This is a genomic window from Hymenobacter volaticus (genome assembly GCF_022921055.1).
GTDB classification, from domain to species: domain Bacteria; phylum Bacteroidota; class Bacteroidia; order Cytophagales; family Hymenobacteraceae; genus Hymenobacter; species Hymenobacter volaticus.
Genome location: NZ_CP095061.1, coordinates 4491967 through 4511681, shown reverse-complemented (window position 1 = coordinate 4511681; position 19715 = coordinate 4491967). Strand labels below are relative to the sequence as shown.

Annotated in this window: 17 protein-coding genes; 15 read left to right on the top strand and 2 right to left on the bottom strand. The window is 51.8% G+C overall.

Annotation, left to right across the window (positions count from 1 at the left end):
- Nucleotides 1–51: 51 nt before the first annotated feature.
- The 7 genes from MUN86_RS19725 (at nucleotide 52) to MUN86_RS19695 (ending at nucleotide 10528) form a co-directional block, all read left to right on the top strand.
- The gene (locus MUN86_RS19725; RefSeq protein ID WP_245119713.1) at nucleotides 52–1533 is read left to right on the top strand and encodes a TlpA family protein disulfide reductase; all 1482 of its coding nucleotides are present in this window, start codon (nucleotides 52–54) and stop codon (nucleotides 1531–1533) included.
- A gap of 183 nt (nucleotides 1534–1716) precedes the next feature.
- Nucleotides 1717–3363, top strand: a complete 1647-nt coding sequence (locus MUN86_RS19720) for a glycoside hydrolase family 2 TIM barrel-domain containing protein (RefSeq protein ID WP_245119712.1) — start codon at nucleotides 1717–1719, stop codon at nucleotides 3361–3363.
- The gene (locus tag MUN86_RS19715; RefSeq protein ID WP_245119711.1) at nucleotides 3291–4205 is read left to right on the top strand and encodes a DUF4982 domain-containing protein; all 915 of its coding nucleotides are present in this window, start codon (nucleotides 3291–3293) and stop codon (nucleotides 4203–4205) included. Before MUN86_RS19720 ends, MUN86_RS19715 begins: the two co-directional genes overlap by 73 nt.
- 214 nt (nucleotides 4206–4419) lie before the next feature.
- Nucleotides 4420–7581, top strand: a complete 3162-nt coding sequence (lacZ, locus tag MUN86_RS19710) for a beta-galactosidase, LacZ type (RefSeq protein WP_245119710.1) — start codon at nucleotides 4420–4422, stop codon at nucleotides 7579–7581.
- A gap of 41 nt (nucleotides 7582–7622) precedes the next feature.
- On the top strand, nucleotides 7623–8285 hold the full coding sequence (locus MUN86_RS19705) for a hypothetical protein (protein ID WP_245119709.1): 663 nt from the start codon (nucleotides 7623–7625) through the stop codon (nucleotides 8283–8285).
- An 18-nt stretch (nucleotides 8286–8303) separates the two neighbouring features.
- A complete protein-coding gene (locus MUN86_RS19700) occupies nucleotides 8304–9206 on the top strand; it encodes a glycoside hydrolase family 16 protein (protein ID WP_245119708.1) in 903 nt (300 codons plus the stop codon).
- Between the two features lie 467 nt (nucleotides 9207–9673).
- Entirely contained in the window at nucleotides 9674–10528 is an 855-nt protein-coding gene (locus tag MUN86_RS19695) for an alpha/beta fold hydrolase (RefSeq protein ID WP_245119707.1), read from the top strand.
- A gap of 31 nt (nucleotides 10529–10559) precedes the next feature.
- On the opposite strand, the gene MUN86_RS19690 is transcribed toward MUN86_RS19695, so the two are convergent.
- Together MUN86_RS19690 and MUN86_RS19685 are read right to left on the bottom strand one after the other, a co-directional pair.
- On the bottom strand, nucleotides 10560–10883 hold the full coding sequence (locus MUN86_RS19690) for a DUF3861 domain-containing protein (protein ID WP_245119706.1): 324 nt from the start codon (nucleotides 10881–10883) through the stop codon (nucleotides 10560–10562).
- Between the two features lie 143 nt (nucleotides 10884–11026).
- Complete coding sequence (locus MUN86_RS19685; RefSeq protein WP_245119705.1) at nucleotides 11027–11308, bottom strand: hypothetical protein; 282 nt, start codon at nucleotides 11306–11308, stop codon at nucleotides 11027–11029.
- Nucleotides 11309–11793: 485 nt separating this feature from the next.
- On the opposite strand from MUN86_RS19685, the gene MUN86_RS19680 reads away from it, so the two are divergent.
- The 8 genes from MUN86_RS19680 to MUN86_RS19645 all read left to right on the top strand — a co-directional run bounded on the left by MUN86_RS19680 (nucleotide 11794) and on the right by MUN86_RS19645 (nucleotide 19649).
- Nucleotides 11794–13149, top strand: a complete 1356-nt coding sequence (locus MUN86_RS19680; RefSeq protein ID WP_245119704.1) for a site-specific integrase — start codon at nucleotides 11794–11796, stop codon at nucleotides 13147–13149.
- Between the two features lie 76 nt (nucleotides 13150–13225).
- Nucleotides 13226–15037: a hypothetical protein gene (locus MUN86_RS19675; RefSeq protein ID WP_245119703.1), complete on the top strand. Its 1812-nt coding sequence runs from the start codon at nucleotides 13226–13228 to the stop codon at nucleotides 15035–15037.
- A 112-nt stretch (nucleotides 15038–15149) separates the two neighbouring features.
- Nucleotides 15150–15434 (top strand): helix-turn-helix domain-containing protein, encoded by a 285-nt coding sequence (locus MUN86_RS19670; RefSeq protein ID WP_245119702.1) that lies wholly within the window; start codon nucleotides 15150–15152, stop codon nucleotides 15432–15434.
- A gap of 1 nt (nucleotide 15435) precedes the next feature.
- The gene (locus MUN86_RS19665) at nucleotides 15436–15762 is read left to right on the top strand and encodes a hypothetical protein (protein WP_245119701.1); all 327 of its coding nucleotides are present in this window, start codon (nucleotides 15436–15438) and stop codon (nucleotides 15760–15762) included.
- A gap of 38 nt (nucleotides 15763–15800) precedes the next feature.
- Nucleotides 15801–16952: a DNA primase family protein gene (locus tag MUN86_RS19660; RefSeq protein ID WP_245119700.1), complete on the top strand. Its 1152-nt coding sequence runs from the start codon at nucleotides 15801–15803 to the stop codon at nucleotides 16950–16952.
- Nucleotides 16953–17058: 106 nt separating this feature from the next.
- Nucleotides 17059–18132, top strand: coding sequence for a DUF6371 domain-containing protein (locus MUN86_RS19655; RefSeq protein WP_245119699.1), 1074 nt, complete (start codon nucleotides 17059–17061; stop codon nucleotides 18130–18132).
- A 119-nt stretch (nucleotides 18133–18251) separates the two neighbouring features.
- Nucleotides 18252–18962, top strand: coding sequence for a recombinase family protein (locus MUN86_RS19650; RefSeq protein ID WP_245119698.1), 711 nt, complete (start codon nucleotides 18252–18254; stop codon nucleotides 18960–18962).
- 78 nt (nucleotides 18963–19040) lie between these two features.
- On the top strand, nucleotides 19041–19649 hold the full coding sequence (locus tag MUN86_RS19645; protein ID WP_245119697.1) for a hypothetical protein: 609 nt from the start codon (nucleotides 19041–19043) through the stop codon (nucleotides 19647–19649).
- Nucleotides 19650–19715 lie beyond the last annotated feature (66 nt).

The following is a 19715-nucleotide window of genomic DNA, read 5'->3' as shown; positions in this document are numbered from 1 at the left end:
CTATATTGCCTTAGCTAAGACATTGATTTATTGGCTTTAGAAGGAGCTATTATGCGCGCTATCCGACGGTTGATTCTCGTGATTCTGGTTTTTGCAGCATCAATAGATAGTAGCTACGCCCAGCGAAAAGAAGCGCTGATTATCAACCAAAGCGCTACTACAGAAACGTCCATTCTGTTTTACTACACAGATATTCTTGCCAAGGATAAACAAAAGTCTATTAAGCCAGGAGACACGCTTCATGTAGTTTTCGACGAAAACTCTTTCGACCAAATAACTGTCAGGATTGCCCGTGAGCACTACAGAGTGCGAGTAAAAAAGCCGGCCTTGCTTGTATGGCCCGGCGACGTAGTAACAGTTCGGTATGTAGAAGCAACGGATACGTACACCTTCTCCGGCAAGCAGGCGGCTGAATTGAAATTCTACGACTGTATTCGCCACAATGCCGTCAGCCTCGATTCGTGGGCGTATGAGACCTTTCTAGGTGATTTGCCGCCAACACTTGATGAGCTTATGTGCCAGTGGCAGGATGAGCGGCGACTTACTGACGGGCTGCTGGCCGAATTGCGCAACACACCCGGCGTAAGACCGATGGTAGTAGCAGCGCTTACTCGTGAGCTACAACTGCAAGCTTTTCTTTTTCTGTTGCGGGGTAACAGCTATCAAGAGCTGTATTACGCAACTTCCACATATGTACCTAGTTCTCTTCGACAGTACAAATTTCCGGGAGCTGTCAAGATGTTCCCGGCTGTGTACCAAGACTCCGTGCTGGCGCAGTTTCGGCGGCTTCGCTACTTACAGGCTCTGCCTCTATCTGTTTCAGAGCGTAGGAGTTACGTAGCCACTGACTTCATGGAATATCTAGCCTTAGCCCAAGGTAAACCAGCCACATACGGCGCCTTGTACGCATTGGCTAAGCGTGAATACACGGGCAACCAGAAAGAATGGACCTGCTATTGGCTGCTGTACAACGCGAAGCGCATCCGCAGGCCCCAGCCACACTTAGTGAAAGACTACCGCAGTTGGATGATGCCAGAGAGCCGCTTCGTGCGCAGCCTAACCGGCCAGGATCAGCTGACCTTGGTAATGCCCGACCAACAGCTAGCCAACACCGATACTCTCATTAGCCCTAGTGGTCAGAAAACAACTCTAGCTCAGTTGCTAGCCAAGCACCGCGGCAAGATGATTTACCTGGATTTTTGGGCTAGCTGGTGCTTGCCGTGCCTCATGGAAATGCCCGCCTCGGCTGCCCTCCGGCAGCACTATAGCGGCAAGCCCGTAGCCTTCATCTATGTTTCCATTGATGAGGATGCTTTAAAGTGGCAACGCGCCACCAAGCAGCACTTGCCCAAAAATGTGGAGCAATACCGCTTCGCAAACTACAAGACAGCCCGGTTTGTGAAGCGTTTCGGCATAACCAGCATCCCGCGCCACATCTTGCTCGACAAATACGGCATCATGCGCTACGCCGAAGCACCTCGACCCGATGACCCGGAACTCAAGACGCACATAGCCACATTTTTAGCTCGTTAGGAACGTGTATGTATAGGTGGTTAGCTTTAGTATTCAACCGCCAACTGAGGTGCCGCTCGTCAGGGCAGGTGAGTACCTGATGCCGATATAGTTGAATCGTTGCACCTTTCTGGCCGAATTCTCTCTGACACAAAAGGAGGGTGCCGCGCCTTATTAGGTTTGGTTGCCCTGCATCTGCACTCTATGAAACCTACTTTTCCGCGCCGCGCGTTGGGCAGCGTATCTAGCTGTCTGCTCTTGCTGATGGTTGCTTTCCAAGCGAATGCGCAGGTCCGGCAAGAATATTTGCTTGATACCAACTGGAAGTTTAAGAAAGGCGACACGCCCGAAGCAGCCACTCCCAACTTCAAAGATGCCAGCTGGCAGACCGTGCGCGTACCCCACGATTGGGCCATTTATGGTCCTTTTGATGGCCGCAACGACTTGCAGGAAGTGAAAATCGAGCAGAACAATGAGAAGGCCGCCACCCTGAAAGCGGGCCGGACTGGCGGGCTGCCTTTCATCGGGACGGGTTGGTACCGGCGGAAGCTGGCGGTGCCGGGGTTTGGAGCGGGTAAGCGCGCCGTGCTGCTGTTTGACGGGGCCATGAGCAATGCCCGCGTGTTCGTGAATGGCAAGGAAGTCGGCAACTGGCCCTACGGCTACAATTCGTTTTCCTTCGACATCACCTCCTACCTCCAGCCCGGCGACAACAACACGCTGGCCGTCCGCCTGCAAAACCAATCGGAAGCCTCGCGCTGGTACCCCGGCGCCGGCCTCTACCGCAACGTGCACCTGATTGTAACCGACGACGTGCACATTCCGGTGTGGGGCAGCTACCTGACTACCCCCGAAATCAACGCCGAGTTCGGCAAAGTCAACCTCCGCACCAAAGTGGAAACGCCCGCCGGTGCCACGCAGTCCCTACGCCTGCAAACCGAAATTCGGGACGCCGCCGGGCAAGTGGTAGCTACCACCAACACCCCGCTGGCCGCCACCGACAACCGGGAGTTTCAGCAAGAGTTCGTAGTGAAAACGCCTAAGCTCTGGTCGCCGGAAACGCCGGTGCTCTACACGGCGCACTCCAAGCTGTATGCCGGCGAGCAGCTGAAAGACGAGTACAGCACGCGGTTCGGGTTCCGCTCGTTCAAGTTCGAGGCTGGCAAAGGCTTCTCCTTAAATGGGCAGGTGCGCAAGTTCAAGGGCGTCTGCAACCACCACGACCTTGGGCCTTTGGGTACGGCCATCAACACGGCAGCCCTGCGCCGCCAGCTGGTGTTGCTCAAGGACATGGGCTGCGACGCCATCCGGACTTCGCATAACATGCCGGCCCCAGAGCTGGTAGATTTGTGCGACGAGATGGGCTTCATGCTGATGGTGGAATCGTTTGACGAGTGGAAAACGCCGAAGGTGAAAAACGGTTACAGCCAGTATTTCGATCAGTGGGCCGAGAAAGACCTCGTGAACATGGTGCACCGCGACCGAAACCACCCCTCGGTGATTATGTGGAGCATCGGCAATGAGGTGCCCGACCAAAGCGCCCCCGGCGGCAACAAGATTGCCAAGCGCCTGCAAGACATTGTGCACCGCGAAGACCCCACCCGCCCCGTCACAGTAGGCATGGACCGCATCGACGCAGCCATCACCAACAACTTTGCCTCCGTCCTCGATATTGCCGGCTTCAATTACAAGCCCGCCCGCTACGAGCAAGCCAACGACAAGCTGCCCCAAGGCTTTATCTTGGGCACCGAAACGGCTTCCACGGTCAGTTCGCGGGCGTGTACGAGTTTCCGGTGGTGGCCGCTAAGCAGAAGAAGTACCCCAACCAGCAGTCTTCGTCATATGACTTAGAGGTGTGCAACTGGTCGCAGACGCCCGACGAGGAGTTCATGAAGCAGGATGATTTGCCTTTCGTTGTCGGGGAGTTTGTTTGGACGGGCTTCGACTACCTCGGCGAGCCCACGCCCTACGACGAGAATTGGCCTTCGCACAGCTCGTACTTCGGTATTCTGGATTTGGCGGGCATTCCCAAAGACCGGTTCTACCTCTACCGCGCCCGCTGGAACACCACTGCGCCCACCGTGCACCTGCTGCCGCACTGGACCTGGCCCGGCCGCGAAGGTCAAACCACGCCTGTTTTCTGCTACACCAACTACCCATCGGCCGAGTTGTTTGTGAACGGCAAAAGCATGGGCCGCCAAACCAAAAGCGCCTCGGCTAGCCCTCAAACCCGCTACCGCCTGATGTGGAACGACGTGAAATACGAGCCCGGCACCATCAAAGTAGTGGCCTATGATGCCCAAGGCAAAGAAGCGGCCACCGAGGAAGTGCGCACCGCCGGCAAGCCCGACCACATCAAGCTAGTCGCCGACCGCACCACGCTCACCGCCAACGGTCAGGATCTGGCCTTCGTCACGGCTCGGGTGGAAGATGCCCAAGGCAACCTCTGCCCCACGGCTGCCAACCAGCTACAATTCACCGTCAGCGGCGCGGGTCGTTTCCGGGCCGCAGCCAACGGAGACGCCACCAGCTTGGAGCTGTTCCACGAGCCCCACATGAAAGCCTTTCAGGGGATGCTGGTGGCCGTAGTCGAAACGACTGATAAAGCAGGCGACGTGCAGTTGAAGGTGTCGAGCAAAGGACTGAAGAGCGGCGTGCTGCAACTGAAGTCGCAGGGAGTGGCGGCAAAGTAGGCGGCAAGAGGCTGCTGTACGGCGGTTGCTGGACGGTTGAGGTCCAATAGGGGCGTACGGCATCGAGACGAATTCGCACCCCGTATTCTACCGAAATACACCCCCTTGTACTGCGGGCTAGTGGGTAGTATTGCATAGTTGCTTGGATGCTGATGCGCCGGGCAACTGGCTTTGCTGTTTTGGCTTGTTGTGCTGTCCTCTTCCCCCACCCACCATGGTTGATTCTCGCTTTCTTACGGCTGCCTGCCTTCTCCTCATTAGCGGTTTGGCCGCTGCCCAATCTGTGCCCAACGAGTGGGAAAACCCGCGGGTGTTCGAGCAGAACAAAGAAAAACCGCACGCCAGCTTCATGGTGTACGAGAAGCCCGCCGACGTCGTAACTGACGACTACCGCCGCTCGCCCTACTATCAGTCGCTCAACGGCGATTGGAAATTCAACTTCGTGCCCCGGCCCGCCGACCGGCCGCAGGACTTCTACCAGCCAACCTTCAACGACGCCAGCTGGAAGAATATCAAGGTGCCGTCGAATTGGGAAATCCAGGGCCACGGCATCCCGATTTATACCAACATCGTCTATCCGTTTCCGAAAAACCAGCCCTTCATTGATGGGCGCGACAACCCGGTGGGCACCTACCGGCGCACATTCACGGTGCCGGCCGGGTGGGCGGGCCGGGAGGTATTGCTCAACTTCGGATCTATTTCGGGCTACGGCGTGGTGTATGTGAACGGGCAACGCGTGGGCATGACCAAGGTAGCCAAGTCGCCGGCTGAGTTCGATATAACCAAGTACCTGAAGCCGGGTGAAAACTCACTGGCTGTGCAGGTAACGCGCTGGCACGACGGTAGCTACCTCGAAGACCAAGACTTCTGGCGCCTCTCGGGCCTCGACCGTGACGTGGCTATCTACAGCTTGCCGAAGCAAACCATTTGGGACTTCTTCGTCAACGCCGACCTCGACCCGACCTACCGCCAAGGCAAATTCAGCGCCGACGTAACGGTGCGCAACTTCGCTGCTGCGGCGGGCACACCCGGCCGCGTGATGGTGGAAGTGCTGGACGCCAACGGCAAAACCGTGCTGCGCCAGCAACAAGTCGTGCCCGCGCCCGGTGCGGCCGGCCTGCAAACCGTGAAAGTGAGTGGCAGCGTCAAGAATGTGCGGCCGTGGAGCGCCGAAAACCCCACCCTCTACCAGTGTCGCCTCACGCTGGAAGATGCCCAAGGCAAGCCGCTGGCCGTCACGGGCAGTAAAATTGGCTTTCGGAAAGTGGAAATCAGGAACGCGCAGTTGCTCGTTAACGGCGTGCCGGTGGAAGTGCACGGCGTCAACCGGCACGAGCTAGAGCCCACCACCGGCCGCGTAGTAACCGAGGCCGGCATGCGCCGCGACTTGCAGCTGATGAAACTGTACAACATCAACGCGGTGCGCACCAGCCACTACCCCAACGACGAACTCTGGTACAAGCTTTGCGACGAGTACGGTTTCTACTTGGTTGATGAAGCCAACATTGAAACCCACGGCTACGGCGCCGAGCTGCAAGGCCGCTTCGACAAAACCGTCCACCCGGCCTATCTGCCCGAGTGGGCCCCGGCGCACATGGACCGCATCGAGCGTGTACTGGAGCGCGACAAAAACCACCCCTCAGTTATCATATGGAGCATGGGCAACGAGTGCGGCAACGGCCCCGTGTTCCACGACGCCTACAAGTGGATGAAACAGCGCGACCCGAGCCGCCCCGTGCAGTTCGAGCAAGCCGGCGAAGATTGGGACACCGACATTGTGTGCCCCATGTATCCCGGCATGAATTCGATGCGCGCGTACGCCAACGCCACCGACAAAAAGCGCCCCTACATCATGTGCGAGTACTCGCACGCCATGGGCAATAGCAACGGCAACTTCCAGGAATATTGGGAGCTGATTCGGAGCAAGCCTCACATGCAGGGCGGCTTCATCTGGGATTGGGTCGACCAGGGCTTGCAAACCAGCACCCCCGACGGCCGCAAGTTCTACGCCTACGGCGGCGACCTAGGCGGCTACCACCTCCAAAACGACGAAAACTTCTGTGCCAACGGCCTGGTAGCTGCTGACCGCACCCCGCACCCGGGCTTGTTTGAGGTGAAGAAGGTGTACCAAGACATCCGTTTCAGCGCCGCCAAACCCGCCGAAGGGCGCGTGACGGTCATCAATGGCTTCTCGTTCACCAACCTCGACCGGTACAATTTCCGCTGGGAACTGCTCCGCAATGGGGTAGTAGCCAAACAAGGCAAGTTCGATGTGAAGCTGGCGCCGCAACAGCAGAAAGAAATCAAAGTAGCGCTGCCGGCCATGTCCAGCCAGCCCGGCAACGAGTACGTGCTCAACGTCTATGCTGAAACCAAAACCGCTACGGCGTTGGTACCCGCTGGCCACGAAGTAGCCCGAGAGCAATTTGTGCTGACGCCTACCACCAACTTTGCGGCAGCTACGCCAGCCGCTGCCGGCAGCCTGCAAGTGAAGCGTGAGGGCGACAAGCTAACCTTCACGGCCGGCGACATCCGCGGGGAGTTCAACACCAAGCAAGGCCGCCTCGTCGATTATCGTTTGCGCGACCAACAGGTGGTTGGCAACTACCCCGAGCCCTATTTCTGGCGCGCCCCCACCGACAACGATTTTGGCAGCGGCATGCAGCAAACCCTGAGCGTATGGCGCACCGCCCACGCCGCCCGCAAAGTGCAGCGCGTGACAGTAGGGGAGCAGTCGGCGGCCGGGTTGCCCATCAAAGTAGAGTACATGCTCACGGATATCGGCGTGCCCTACACTATCAACTATCTGATTGGTGGCGACGGGGCCGTGCAGGTAACGGCCGCTATCGATATGACCGGCAAGGAACTACCCGAGATGCCACGTTTTGGTATGCGGCTAGAGCTGCCCCGCCGTTTCAACCGCATCAGCTACTACGGCCGCGGCCCGTGGGAAAACTACAGCGACCGGAACACGGCTGCCTTCTTGGGCACGTACCAAGATTCGGTAGCCAGCCAGTTCACGCGCAATTACATCCGGCCGCAGGAAAACGGCTACCGCACTGATGTGCGCTGGGTAACGCTCACCAATGCCAGCGGCTTAGGGTTGCGCCTCGAAGGCCAGCAGCAACCCATCTGCTTTAGCGCCCTCCCGTACCGCACCGAAGACCTGGACCCCGGTCTAACCAAGAAGCAGCAGCACCCCACGGACATCAAGCCCCGCGGCCAAGTGTTCGTGCAGGTTGATCTGAAACAGCGCGGCGTAGGCGGCGACAACAGCTGGGGCGCCCTGCCCCACGACCAGTACCGCCTCCTCGACAAGACCTATTCCTACAGCTACACCATGCGCCTGATAGACGAAAAAGCGCCTCAGCCGTAAGGCAAAGAAGCATATCTTAACTCATATTAGTCCCACCTGCTATGCGCTATTACCAGCTCCGTGCCCTGTTCCTGACAACCACCTGCTGCCTTGTCGGGTACCTGAGTAGTGCGCAGCAAGGAGGCGCAGTTGACCCTATAGCGCCCCGCAGTCCAAGGGTCTTCCCGCAAGAGAAGGCCATTGACATGCCGGCCAAGTCAGGTACGCAGCCGACTTACCGGGCATTTGTACCAGCACAGGACCCTAATCAATCAGCTGTTGTCAAGAAGTGGCCACAGCCGATATATATCTTGGATTCCTCTGTAATTATCGGAGATCTGTCAGATTTTAAGCCAAGTGATATTGAAACGCTAGCGGTATACAAGGACAAGAGCCCGGACGTGCCTTCACAATGGACCAGCCTGACTGTTAATGGCATTATTGCTCTCACAATGAAGAGCAAAGTAAAACTGAAGAGTTGGTCGTTCAAGCAGATAGGGCGGCGTGTGGGAATAAAGGGACCGATTAGTTACTCGGTAAACGGCTTGCCGGTAACAGGTGCCGACTTGCGCATTGCTACCAATGCCATTGGCGAAATCAAGATTACGCGCGCCACCCCCACGGCCCCTGGCACCCAAGTGGACATTACGATTAGCACTGCCCAACCGAGTAAATCAACATACCCGCCCGGTACCATTATGATTCGTGGTACGGCAGCCCTCTAATACTCTATTCACTTCTTGATGCGCACTCTTCGCTTTGCGTTTCTTCTGCTTTTAGTCGGCTTGACTAGTAGCTTAGGCTGGCCGCTACCTAGTTGCGCGCAAAAAGTGAGTAGAGCCAAGGACTCCGCTACTGTACCCCGGCAAGAGCAGAAACAGCCCGCCGCTAAACCCTGGAAACTGGTGTGGGCCGATGAGTTCAATACCGATGGACGCCCCGATGCCAAAAACTGGAAATTCGAGAACGGCTTCGTGCGCAACAACGAGTTGCAGTGGTATCAGCCCGAAAATGCGCGCTGTGAAAACGGGCTGCTTATTATCGAAGCGCGGCAGGAGAAACGCCCTAACCCCAACTACCAAGCCGGGAGCAGCAACTGGAAAACCAGCCGCCCCACCATCGACTACACTGCGGCCAGCTTGAACACCAACGGCTTGCACAGTTGGCAATACGGCCGCTTCGAGATGCGCGGCCGCATCAATACCAGTTCAGGTCTATGGCCGGCTTTCTGGACCTTAGGTGTAGACGGACAGTGGCCTTCCAACGGAGAAATCGACATCATGGAGTACTACAAAGGCAAGATCTTAGCCAACGTAGCCACAGGTACCGACAAAGCCTACACTGCCAAATGGCATAGCGCCACCAAACCAATAACCGACTTCCAGGACTCGCACTGGTCCGAAAAATTCCACGTTTGGCGTATGGATTGGGATGCTCAGTTCATCCGCCTCTACGTCGACGACTTGCTGTTGAACGAGGTACCCTTGACGGAAACCGTAAACCAAGACAGTACCGGCATCAACCCCATGAAGCAGCCCCATTACATCCTATTAAACCTCGCCCTAGGTGGTGACAACGGCGGTGACCTAGGTACCACAAGCTTCCCTAACAGTTTTGAGGTTGACTATGTGCGGGTGTATCAGTAGTAAGAAACCAATGCAGAATCACTTAGTGCATGCAGTGCCTATTCTAAAGTGTATTTTAGCTACAGCACCCAACCTTAGTGCCTCATCATACCATTATGCTTTAGCTTGCATTTATTATAATTATTTAAATAAATAATAGTATAAAAATTTGTGTTTAATAAATTCATTTCATTCAAAAGTAAGTCGGGCAACTGCCTGTGTGGTGCTCAAAAGATTGATTGTAAGTAATTTATAATATTAATCTAGGTTGTGTTAGTTTTTATTGCTAAGACTTGGGGCTTATATGATACCCGCTTTAGGTAAAGCATTAGTTGTACGCAACTAATAAGGGGTGCTCCGTATATATCCTGATTTGATCGTAATAAAACGGTATATTACTATAGTAACTTAATCATGCAGTGTTTAGCGCATTATTTTTGGTGTTGCATTAATGAAATCCAGTGTCTGCTACTCCTCGTTATTGTTTAATGCCAAACACTTCTACTTCCTATCCTGGCCAAAGCTTGACTGCGCAATCAGCTTTAGCTGAGCATCCCGTGCTGTTGCGCCTCAACGTAAAAGTAATTGGAGAGGACAAGCCCCCACTGATTTTATGCAATGGCTTTGGCTGCGACCAGCGAATTTGGCGTTACTTGGTTCCGGCTTTGTCTGCGCGCTATCAACTTATACTCTTCGATCAGGTTGGCTCGGGTGATTCAGACCACACCGCTTATAATCCGGAGAAGTACGCTACCCTCGATGGCTATGCGCAAGACATTATCGAAATTTGCCAAGCATTAAATTTGCAGCAAACGGCCATAGTAGCGCACTCGGTAGGCACTATGATCGTGTTGTTGGCCGCCATCAAAGCCCCGAAGCTCTTTTCGCAGATTGTCATGGTGGCGCCTTCGCCTTATTATATCAACGAACCTGGCTATCACGGAGGCTTCGAGCGGGAGGATATGACCCAACTGCTGCAACTGATGGATGCCGACTACAATGGGTGGGCTGATATATTTTCTGCTCTGCTCATGGGGCCCGCCACTCCGGCCGCGGTAAGCCAGGAACTGGCCACCCAATTCTGCACAACCAATTGCAAAATTGCTCGGCAGTTCGCAGAAGTAGCATTCCTTGCCGACAACCGGGCCGACCTGCCCCGATTGCAAGTTCCTACGCTGTTGTTGCAGTGCACACAGGATGTAGCCGCTCCGGCAGAAGTAGGAGTATACCTACTCGAACATCTGCCACAAGCTACCTTGGTTACGATGCAAGCTACCGGTCATTGTCCACACCTAAGTGCTCCTATGGAAACGCTGGCTGCTATTGAAGCTTTCTTGGTATAGGTTTGCTTGTTGAGCTTCTGCCAGAAATAAGTTAGGAAGTGGGCTTTTCGTCTGATGGAGTAGCTCCGCTTTTAAGTTTTTTCATGAACTCGCTGAATGCAGGTCGGAACTCTGTAAACAGCGGATGCTCGCGGTTCTTGAGCATCACTTCGCTAAACAACTTCAGCCCGATAGCAAACTCAGTAGCTTGCCCTGGCTCCGCAAACAACGAACGGTCGTTGAGCCGCTCAATTATCTGGAAAATATCGTCGTGGTTATCAAATTCCAGTTCTAGTGGCGGGTGTATAGGTTGGTCGGGAGCTGCGGCCCTAAGATGTTCGAGACGCAAGCGGTAGTGGTGGGCGCGTTTAGCCATAGGTATTCTAAAAGCCTCAAACAAAAAGCCGCCCTCCTTAGAAAGTGCTAAGGAGGGCGACGATTGCTAGTTTCTAATGGGTTTCAGTCAATGCACTGCCAGTTGTCCGCTAAAGGTGGACTCGAGGTTGCATTACTGAAAGATTAGTCATTCTGGCCTTGGTTACTGCGGGTACCACCTTTGTCGCTAGGGGCGTTCAGGCCGGTACCACTTTCCATGTTGCCGGCTACCCGGCTGCTCATGTTTTCGTCGGCCGCTATATGTGGCTGGCTCGCTTGGCCCGGCAAACCACTCCGCACCGAGCGGTCATGGTCGATAGAACCAGCGTGCTGCTCCTGCTCCGACGATTGATTGCTGATCTTGGGATTGGCATTGGGTCCAGCCTTGGGGTCATGCTGGCTGCGTTTTCCAGATTGCTTAGACATAGTCGCAGAAATAAGAGTGATGGGAAAATGGCTCATGCCTGGCCACTTATTCAGCTGACGGTAGCACTAACTGTCAATACGAGCCATTTATTGGTACGCCGTTCCCATATCTCAGTTGCAATTAAGGAAATAAAAAAGCTGGTTTGCCACTAAGTAATTCGTTGCTGTTCAGCTTGCTACGAAAAGGCTAATTGCCTTGCCTCTTCTATCCTGAGTACGAGCACAGCTGTAATAGCTGCAAACTAAATCAGCCACTCATGCAGGGCATAAGTGGCTGATTAAAAATGAGCGAGAAACGAGGCTCGAACTCGCGACCCTCAGCTTGGGAAGCTATAGGTATATTGTAATTATAGATACACAGTGTTTATTAAAACAGGCTCTAAAAGGTGTTAAAGCCTGTTTCGTTTATTGTTGATTAGTGTCAGTATTACCTTTTCTATTACATTTGTTTAAACCAGCGTTTAAACCAGCGCGGTTTAAACATCATGTCAAAGACAACAGATCAGAAGGAAGGGCAGGCAACAGTGAAGGTGGTGTACTATACCTACAAGACCTTGGCTGACGGGTCGCATCCATTTATGGTACGCATCACTAAGAATCGGAAGCTAAAGTATAAGGCAACTGGCTACAGTCTGCATCCGGATTATTGGAACGAGAAAAAGAAAGAGATCAGACGTAGTTATCCTGGCGACGTGAAAGCCCTATGGCGAAAGTTAGAAGCCAAAGCGGCGGCTTACGAAAAAGCCGCAGAGGACCTTGCTGAAGCTGACGAACAACACGATGCTGAAACAGTATTTCGTAAGGTTAGTGAAGCCCGCAAGGCGACACGTAGAGTAAAGCTGCTAGCTTACATTGAAGAGCTAGCTGCTGGAATGGTAGTAGCAGGTCAAGTCGGTAACTCTACTGTATACCGAGATTTAGGAAACCAACTGGCAAAGTTTATTGGGGCGCAAGCCAATGCACCAGAGCCACCTCTAGGCAAGGGACAAGAAGCGGAAAAAGCTACTTGGATAGAGAAGTTCGATGTCCCTTGCGACAGGGTGACGGTGAGCTTTTGTAATGAGTGGGAGGCCACATTACGAGCTACCAAAGTGGAAGAGATTACTCTTTCACTCCGATTTCGCACACTTCGCGCTGTATTGAACAAAGCCATAGCAGCAGGTCTTGCTAAAACAGATAATTATCCCTTCGCTCGCAACGCTGCAGAACGTCACAAATTTCAAGTCGGCAAGTTTGATGTGACTACCGCGAAGAGGGCTGTTACCCGTGATGAATTACGCAAGCTGGAAGCTTTAACGCCTAGTTCGGAAAGAATGCAGTTAGCTAAGGATGTGTTTCTATTCTCGTTCTACTGTGGAGGCATCAACTTTGTGGATTTAGCGCAATTGCGTTGGTGTGACTTAAATGGTAACAGTGATGGACAGCGGCTTAGCTACGTGCGCCAAAAAACGAAGGGCAAGTTCTCCCTGAAGCTTTTAGATCCCGCTGTGATCATTCTTGATACCTACCGTCCTTTTACCCTAGCAGGTCGTGACAGTTATATCTTCCCTGTCTTGGACAAGAACAAGCACAAGGACGCTAAGCAAATTAAAAATCGACTTCACAAAGTCTTGGGACAAGTCAACAAGGACCTAAAGCTATTAGGAGAGGAGTCAGGTATCAGCACAACACTTACGACCTACGTAGCTCGTCACAGCTTCGCAACTACTCTCAAGCTGAGCGGTGCTGCTACAGGTATAATCTCGCAAGCAATGGGTCACAAATCGGAAGCCGTGACAGCTGTGTACTTGGATTCCTTCGCTTCGGATCTAATAGATAACGCTTATAAAGGGCTACTGTAGCTTGATCCAAAACGATACTTAAAGTCATGCACAATGGGGCAATATTCATTGGTATACAAATACTCATTTCCTCATTATGGCTACCAACAAGCGACTAAACAAGTTTTCATTACTGCTTCAACAATGCTTTGATGACAGCCCTACTGTTGGTAGCAAAGCCGTTGACACCTTGCACGCTAGGTTGACGGCAGCCATCGCTAAGTTTTGTGTAGAGTTGAACGACAATCTTCTAAACGTTGCTAGTCCAAAGGCACAACTGAATGGCGTTTACGCCGCTCTAGAAGAGTACGAGCCGCTTATGCTTAGCGATAGCCGCAATTTGGATGCTTTGTTTATCGCGAAAGGCTGGGAACCTGCTGGTATTGTATACGATAACCCAGTGGTTGTTCAGAATCAGTATGCTAACGATGACCCCGAAATTACATTTGGGCCTAGGTTTTCCGAACTAAGAGGTCAACTTGATTCGGGGATGTCAGTGCTTGAATTGTTTGACGCCTTGACGCCTCCTGAGCTAGGGTTTGTGAAAAGAGGCCTTGGATGTGCTTTCGTTATCAAAGCGTGGGAGCAAGTAAATAAACAGAGCAAGAACTACGAGTATATTGTTCGGGAGGCCCCACGAAAAGGGAAGAGGTTACTGATAGTTGATAAGCCTGTCTTGCAAGATCTATTGCTTTACGTCCCCGGCATGCGTGAACTCCTGGCCCTTGGGAATCCTACCGAGGCACAGGCGTTAGAAGAATGGGCTAGGCACCTATCTAATGTGCGCTGGTGGAATTACCCAATATCCCGTCCCTGGTCTGCCCCCATTGAATATGAGCAAGCCTTCCACGAGGCTTCTAACAGAGACGAATTTTTATTAGGCCTTCGCCGCTTACTTGATGCAGTTGAGCTTAAACTCACCATTCCGGATGAAGAAAATCCGCTGTTTCGAGAAGATAACCTTGTTCTCTCTGAAGCCAAACGGGAGACGTGGCGTCGATGTGCATTGCACCGGGCTCGTATAAATGCCAAGCGTATGGGGCAGTGGATTCAATCACGGCAAAAATCTGCGGGGGAGCAGTTGTTGCAAGCCCTTGAGCGCATTCTACTGATACCTAACTGGAATGAAAGATGGGATCCTACCGGCCAGTTAATTGTGGCTTGTTACAATGATGAACAGGATACTGCATTACGTTTTAATCTTTTACTAACGCGTTTCAGAGAGAACGTCCCTCAAACCCTGTTCGAATTAAATGCCCTTCGTAGTCGGTTGACGCAATTTATTGACAACCCATTGATGAAATTAACAGCTGCGCATTTTGATGCAGGGCAAAATGCATACGGCTTTACAGGACTTTATACAGCCTTAGTGGACAAATTCCCTCAATACACTTTTATTGACGGTGTAAAGGACGTCACTAAGCAACAGGGGGATCGGTTTGCCAATAACTTCTGGTCTAGCTTCGCTGATACCATCACTTGCCGCTTGCCCTGGGCAATCAAAGGCCTTAGTGTGATAACGAATGCTTTAGGCGAAAACGATGCACCAGGTGCTCCATCATTTTTATTAGACGATTACATTTCACCCAATTTCAAGCGTCATCATGTTGATTCATTCTTATTAAAAAAGGGGCTGGTCAAACAGGTTGATGGGGTTCTTATTGCAAATAGTATACATAAAGCAGGGATATGGGCAGCGACTAGAGCTGCATTACATCAACATGAGGTCATTATGGATATGTCAAACGAATTAGCTGCAAACATATTCATTCATACTTATAAAGCGAGCGTTTCGAAGAACACTATGAATTACAAACCCGCTGAGCAAAGTTTGACGCACACATGGAAGAAAAGCGATAAATATTATTACGCCTTATTAGAATCTCTATCTAAAGTGTTTCCTAAATAGTTGGCACCTGCTATATCTTATTATCAGTAGTTTTTGGTCTTTTCTGGTCGACCAATTTAGGCCGCTACTTCTTTGCCTACTTGCCCTCGTTATCAACAAACGACGGCAAATCATGCATAACCCATTTGAATCACTTAATGTCCGGCTCGATAAGCTGGAAGCACTAGCTAGAGAAACGCAGCAGATGCTGCGTGGTGCGATTGAGCCCAAGGACGAAACGGGCGGAATGGAATTGGCTCAAGAAATTACTCGCTTGAGTAAAGCACGCATCTATGCGTTGGTATGTGAAGGACGCTTGCCTGTGTCGAAGCGAGGAAATCGACTTTTCTTTAGCAGAGCCGACTTGTTGGATTGGATAAGTCAGGGAAAACGGGGCTACCAAGCATCAGATAGTTGATATGGAGGCCGTAGTACCCTCGCCTGCTGCCCCTCTGAATGGGAAGAAGCACCCGAACGGCAACGCAGTCATTGGTACCGTCACGATTGCAGAATTACAAGCGCTAACTACCCAAGACGCCACCGCACACATTCAGCCAAGTGTTATTGTGCCCCATAAGAATGTCTTGGCGACGCTGCTCAAACAGGTACAGAAGCTTGACTTCCGCAAAATTGTCGGCCTTGACAATGAGACCGAAAAGCTAAAGCAGAAGCACTATGTGGTAACGGTTGTCGAAGAAGCGCTTGCCTTGGCTGCCCGGAATCACTGGGGCTATGCCGAAACCTAGGTTTTATCTATGCTTATAATGGGGCTTGCTGGCAGCCGGTGCAGGAAGACGATTTGAAAGCTTTCCTACAGGAGACTGCCTTGAAGATGGGGGTTGACAAATACGATGCCTGCTATGTGGAATTTGCTGCTCAACTCTACAAGCAATTCATGAGCGCAGCGTATCTGCCTGCTCCGGAAAAATCCCGTGAGGCGGTGCGAATCAACCTCTCGAATGGCACTTTCCATATTGGTGCAGGCTGCCAAGAGTTGAGGGCCTTCGACCGGACTGACTTCATGATTCATCAGCTCCCATTCGCCTACAATCCAGCGGCCACAGCACTACTCTTCCAACATTTTCTTGATCGGGTCTTGCCCGACAAAGCTTGCCAGGACATATTGGCTGAATATCTGGGGTATGTGTTTGTCTCACCTACGAAGTTGAAGCTTGAAAAGACACTACTGCTCTACGGCTCGGGTGCCAATGGAAAGTCAGTACTCTTCGAGATTATAACCGCTTTGTTAGGTTCTGATAATGTAAGCCACTATTCTCTCCAAAGCCTCACTGTTGACCCGTCGTATGCGCGTGCTCACCTTGCCAATAAGCTTCTCAACTACGCAAGTGAGATTAGCGGTAAGTCAGACCCCAATGTGTTCAAGCAATTGGTCTCGGGTGAGCCAGTAGAAGCGCGCTTTCCCTACGGGCAGCCGTTTACCCTGACAGACTACGCGAAGCTCATCTTCAACTGCAATGAACTGCCCGCGGACGTGGAACACACCCATGCCTATTTCCGGCGTTTCCTAATTATCCCTTTTAAAGAGACGATTCCAGAGGAAGAACAGGACAAGCAACTAGCAGCCAAAATTATTGCTGCTGAGCTGTCTGGGGTATTTAACTGGATTCTAACCGGTCTTAATCGCCTCCTAGAGCAAGGTCGCTTTACATATTCAGAAGTGGTTAGCAGTCAGATAGATGAGTATCGGCTCCAGTCCGATAGTGTGCGTTCGTTTCTTGATGATAGTTACGAGGCATCCACCACCACAACGATTGCCCGCAAGGAGCTTTACGCTAATTATCGTGCCCACTGTCTGGATGAGGGCAACCGGCCAGTGAATAGCCGAAAGTTCGTGAAGCGCCTAGAAAGCCACGGTATTCACGGTGTCCGTCGCAATGGAGGCCATGTTCATTGGCTGGCAAAGCGAAGCTTGTAAATAAAAATCTTCTTCCCAAGTCTGCACTTGCAACACTTGCTACACTCTGGATACTTGACCGAGTGTAGCAAGTGCAGAAAGTGTTGCGCTTAAAACATCATTTTTTATGCGTTTTTCTTCAGCGCGCTTTCAGCTACAACGCTATGCAGGTGCGAGAACCCGGTTTACTTGCCCTAAATGCCATACCTCGAAGACGTTTACCCGCTGGATTGATACAGTCACAAATGAGCTTTTACCCGAACAGTTTGGCAGCTGCGACCGCGCCGATAAATGCGGCTATTTCAACAGCCCTTATATATCTGGTCTGAATGAGTTGAGCTACTACCAAGAGACGCAGCAAGTTGAGAAACAACCTATCTCAAATTTACGGCCTCTTAAATCAGCAAAACCAAAGCGAGCTTTGCCTCCCCTGTGCTTTATTCCAGAGGAAGTAGTTGAGCAAACAAAGAGGCGTTATTCTTCCAATGTATTCGCCCAATTGCTACTAAACCATTTTGGTGCAGGTGTTGCGACTGACTTATTGTGCCGCTTCGATGTCGGAACATCGGCACATTGGCCTGGTGCTACCATTTTCTGGCAACGCGACAAACTTGGTCGGGCACGAGGTGGCCAAGTGGTTCTTTTTGATGCCCAAGGGCATACTGTAAAAGAAGATGCTCCAAATGGACGAACGAAACGGTGTACCGATTGGGTACACACAGCCTACGCAGCGCATTGCAGGAAGCATAATTTGTCGCAACCATCTTGGCTAATCTCCTACCTCGACCCTAATAATGAAGTCCAAAAGTCGCCTTCGCTATATGGTCTAGCACAGGTGTCCAACATTTCTGCAGATAGCCCAGTCGCAATTGTGGAATCTACTAAGACCGCCATTATCTGCACACCATACTTGCCAGCATTCACCTGGTTAGCCGTGGGAGGACTTACTTATCTCAATGCTGATCGCCTTCGCTCTGTCAGGGAGCATCCGATTACCCTTTACCCCGATGCATCTACTGATGGCTCTGCATATCGAAGGTGGAGTGAGAAGGCCGCTGAATTAAACCAAGCAGGGTTCAGGATACAAGTGGCCGATGTGTTGGAGCGCCAAGCAAATAATGCTCAGAAAGTGGCCGGATTCGACCTAGCCGATTTGCTGCTTGAACAGTGGCCAGGCTACCCACCGAGTTGGGATCAATGACGACTGGCCACTACTTCGTCAAGACGAATTCACCGGCCGTCTCATCTGTTAAACACCCGTTCAACAACTGCTACCCCTCTTTTTAGATAGTGTGGTCTGTTTCTTTATTCCTTTCCAAGATGAGAGCATCCGATGACCAGTATGTTGCTTACTACCGCGTGAGCACTGATAAACAAGGCCGTTCGGGTTTGGGCCTAGAGGCCCAACAGGCCGCCGTACAGGCTTTCGTGCCTCAGATAGCTATGTTACTCGCTCAGTTTACAGAAGTAGAGAGCGGGCGCAACAACAGGCGCCCGCAGTTACAAGCTGCACTCGATATGGCGAGCCAAACCGGAGCTATCCTACTGGTAGCTAAACTAGACCGCTTGGCACGCAACGTCGCTTTCCTCGCTGAGCTGATGGAGAGTCGCGTCCGCTTCAAAGCGGTAGACGTGCCCGAAGCGGATGAGTTCACCATTCATATTCTGGCCGCAGTAGCTCAGCGCGAGGCAGTAGCCATCTCACAACGTACTTGTGCGGCGCTAGCAGCTAAGAAAGCGCGGGGTTTTCAGCTTGGCACTCCTGGCAACCTGACTGATAAAGCTCGAATACGCAGTATCGAGGTCCGTCAAGAAAAGGCTCGACAGCAATTGAGTAGTCGCCAGGCTCGACGGCTATGTGAGTTGCTACGAGCGCGAGGAGCCAGCTTACAGGCTATAGTCCGAGAACTAAATGCTAGTGGCTATTGCACACCCAACGGCAAGCCCTTTTATAAGTCAGCCGTCGCTCGACTGTTAGTTTCAACTAGGGCTGTTCAGGACCAAACCGTTTCAGCGTCTTTTAAACAGTGAACAGTGAATTTTCTTATCAGAAACAGTTTTGAGGCTTTTTAAACCGTTTCTGATTTACCCAAAAAAAGTAACCCAACTATGAATAAACCGATTCGCACCTGTCCCCAATGCGGCAATTTAGTTGAAGGTCGCCCTAACAAAAAGTATTGTAGTGAAGCATGTAAAGGGCTATACTTTCGAGAGAATGCTGGCTCAGAAAGCTTGGTTCTTATATCTAAGCCAGATTCACGCTATAATGAGTTCATTCCTATCGAGTATGAGGAAGTAGAGCTAGAGGAAGAAGATCAAGAGGAAGAGCCACTTGAGTTAGAAACCTATTGGCAGAAACGTGAGCGAGAAGAAAAAGCTCAGAAAGACCAGCGGACAGCAACAGAACTGCACGAGCAGTTTTGTCAAATTGTCAAGGAATTTCTGGCTGCTGAAGGCCGGCAACTAGCTGAGAAACCCGTTTCGGAATTTCTTGACCAAGTGGATGAGTTATCGAATGCTTACCGCCAACACCCGTATGTAAAGCAAGCTGCTAGTCTCGTCCCACAACGGTTAAAAGAGCTCTACAAGCTGCAAGATATTTTGCGAAAGATTTTGCAAAAAATTGGCCGTAAAAGCTTGTGGCAAAGTAAATCAGAGAGCTATGAATTGACTTCTAAATGGCGCAAGCTACTTCGAAGCTTGATGATTGTTGATTAGTCGGCATTACCAGCTTAAGATGCGACTACTTTGGAATGTAAGGTATCTTTGAGTCAGTACGGGTTA

Bases quoted from the DNA above. Each gene is read 5' to 3' on its own strand.
- MUN86_RS19705 (WP_245119709.1), top strand. From the start codon at position 7,623: ATGCGCTATTACCAGCTCCGTGCCCTGTTCCTGACAACCACCTGCTGC.
- MUN86_RS19650 (WP_245119698.1), top strand. From the start codon at position 18,252: ATGAGAGCATCCGATGACCAGTATGTTGCTTACTACCGCGTGAGCACT.
- MUN86_RS19655 (WP_245119699.1), top strand. From the start codon at position 17,059: ATGCGTTTTTCTTCAGCGCGCTTTCAGCTACAACGCTATGCAGGTGCG.
- MUN86_RS19680 (WP_245119704.1), top strand. From the start codon at position 11,794: ATGTCAAAGACAACAGATCAGAAGGAAGGGCAGGCAACAGTGAAGGTG.
- MUN86_RS19645 (WP_245119697.1), top strand. From the start codon at position 19,041: ATGAATAAACCGATTCGCACCTGTCCCCAATGCGGCAATTTAGTTGAA.
- MUN86_RS19690 (WP_245119706.1), bottom strand. From the start codon at position 10,883: ATGGCTAAACGCGCCCACCACTACCGCTTGCGTCTCGAACATCTTAGG.
- MUN86_RS19700 (WP_245119708.1), top strand. From the start codon at position 8,304: ATGCGCACTCTTCGCTTTGCGTTTCTTCTGCTTTTAGTCGGCTTGACT.
- MUN86_RS19670 (WP_245119702.1), top strand. From the start codon at position 15,150: ATGCATAACCCATTTGAATCACTTAATGTCCGGCTCGATAAGCTGGAA.
- MUN86_RS19675 (WP_245119703.1), top strand. From the start codon at position 13,226: ATGGCTACCAACAAGCGACTAAACAAGTTTTCATTACTGCTTCAACAA.
- lacZ (WP_245119710.1), top strand. From the start codon at position 4,420: ATGGTTGATTCTCGCTTTCTTACGGCTGCCTGCCTTCTCCTCATTAGC.
- MUN86_RS19695 (WP_245119707.1), top strand. From the start codon at position 9,674: ATGCCAAACACTTCTACTTCCTATCCTGGCCAAAGCTTGACTGCGCAA.
- MUN86_RS19725 (WP_245119713.1), top strand. From the start codon at position 52: ATGCGCGCTATCCGACGGTTGATTCTCGTGATTCTGGTTTTTGCAGCA.
- MUN86_RS19665 (WP_245119701.1), top strand. From the start codon at position 15,436: ATGGAGGCCGTAGTACCCTCGCCTGCTGCCCCTCTGAATGGGAAGAAG.
- MUN86_RS19720 (WP_245119712.1), top strand. From the start codon at position 1,717: ATGAAACCTACTTTTCCGCGCCGCGCGTTGGGCAGCGTATCTAGCTGT.
- MUN86_RS19685 (WP_245119705.1), bottom strand. From the start codon at position 11,308: ATGTCTAAGCAATCTGGAAAACGCAGCCAGCATGACCCCAAGGCTGGA.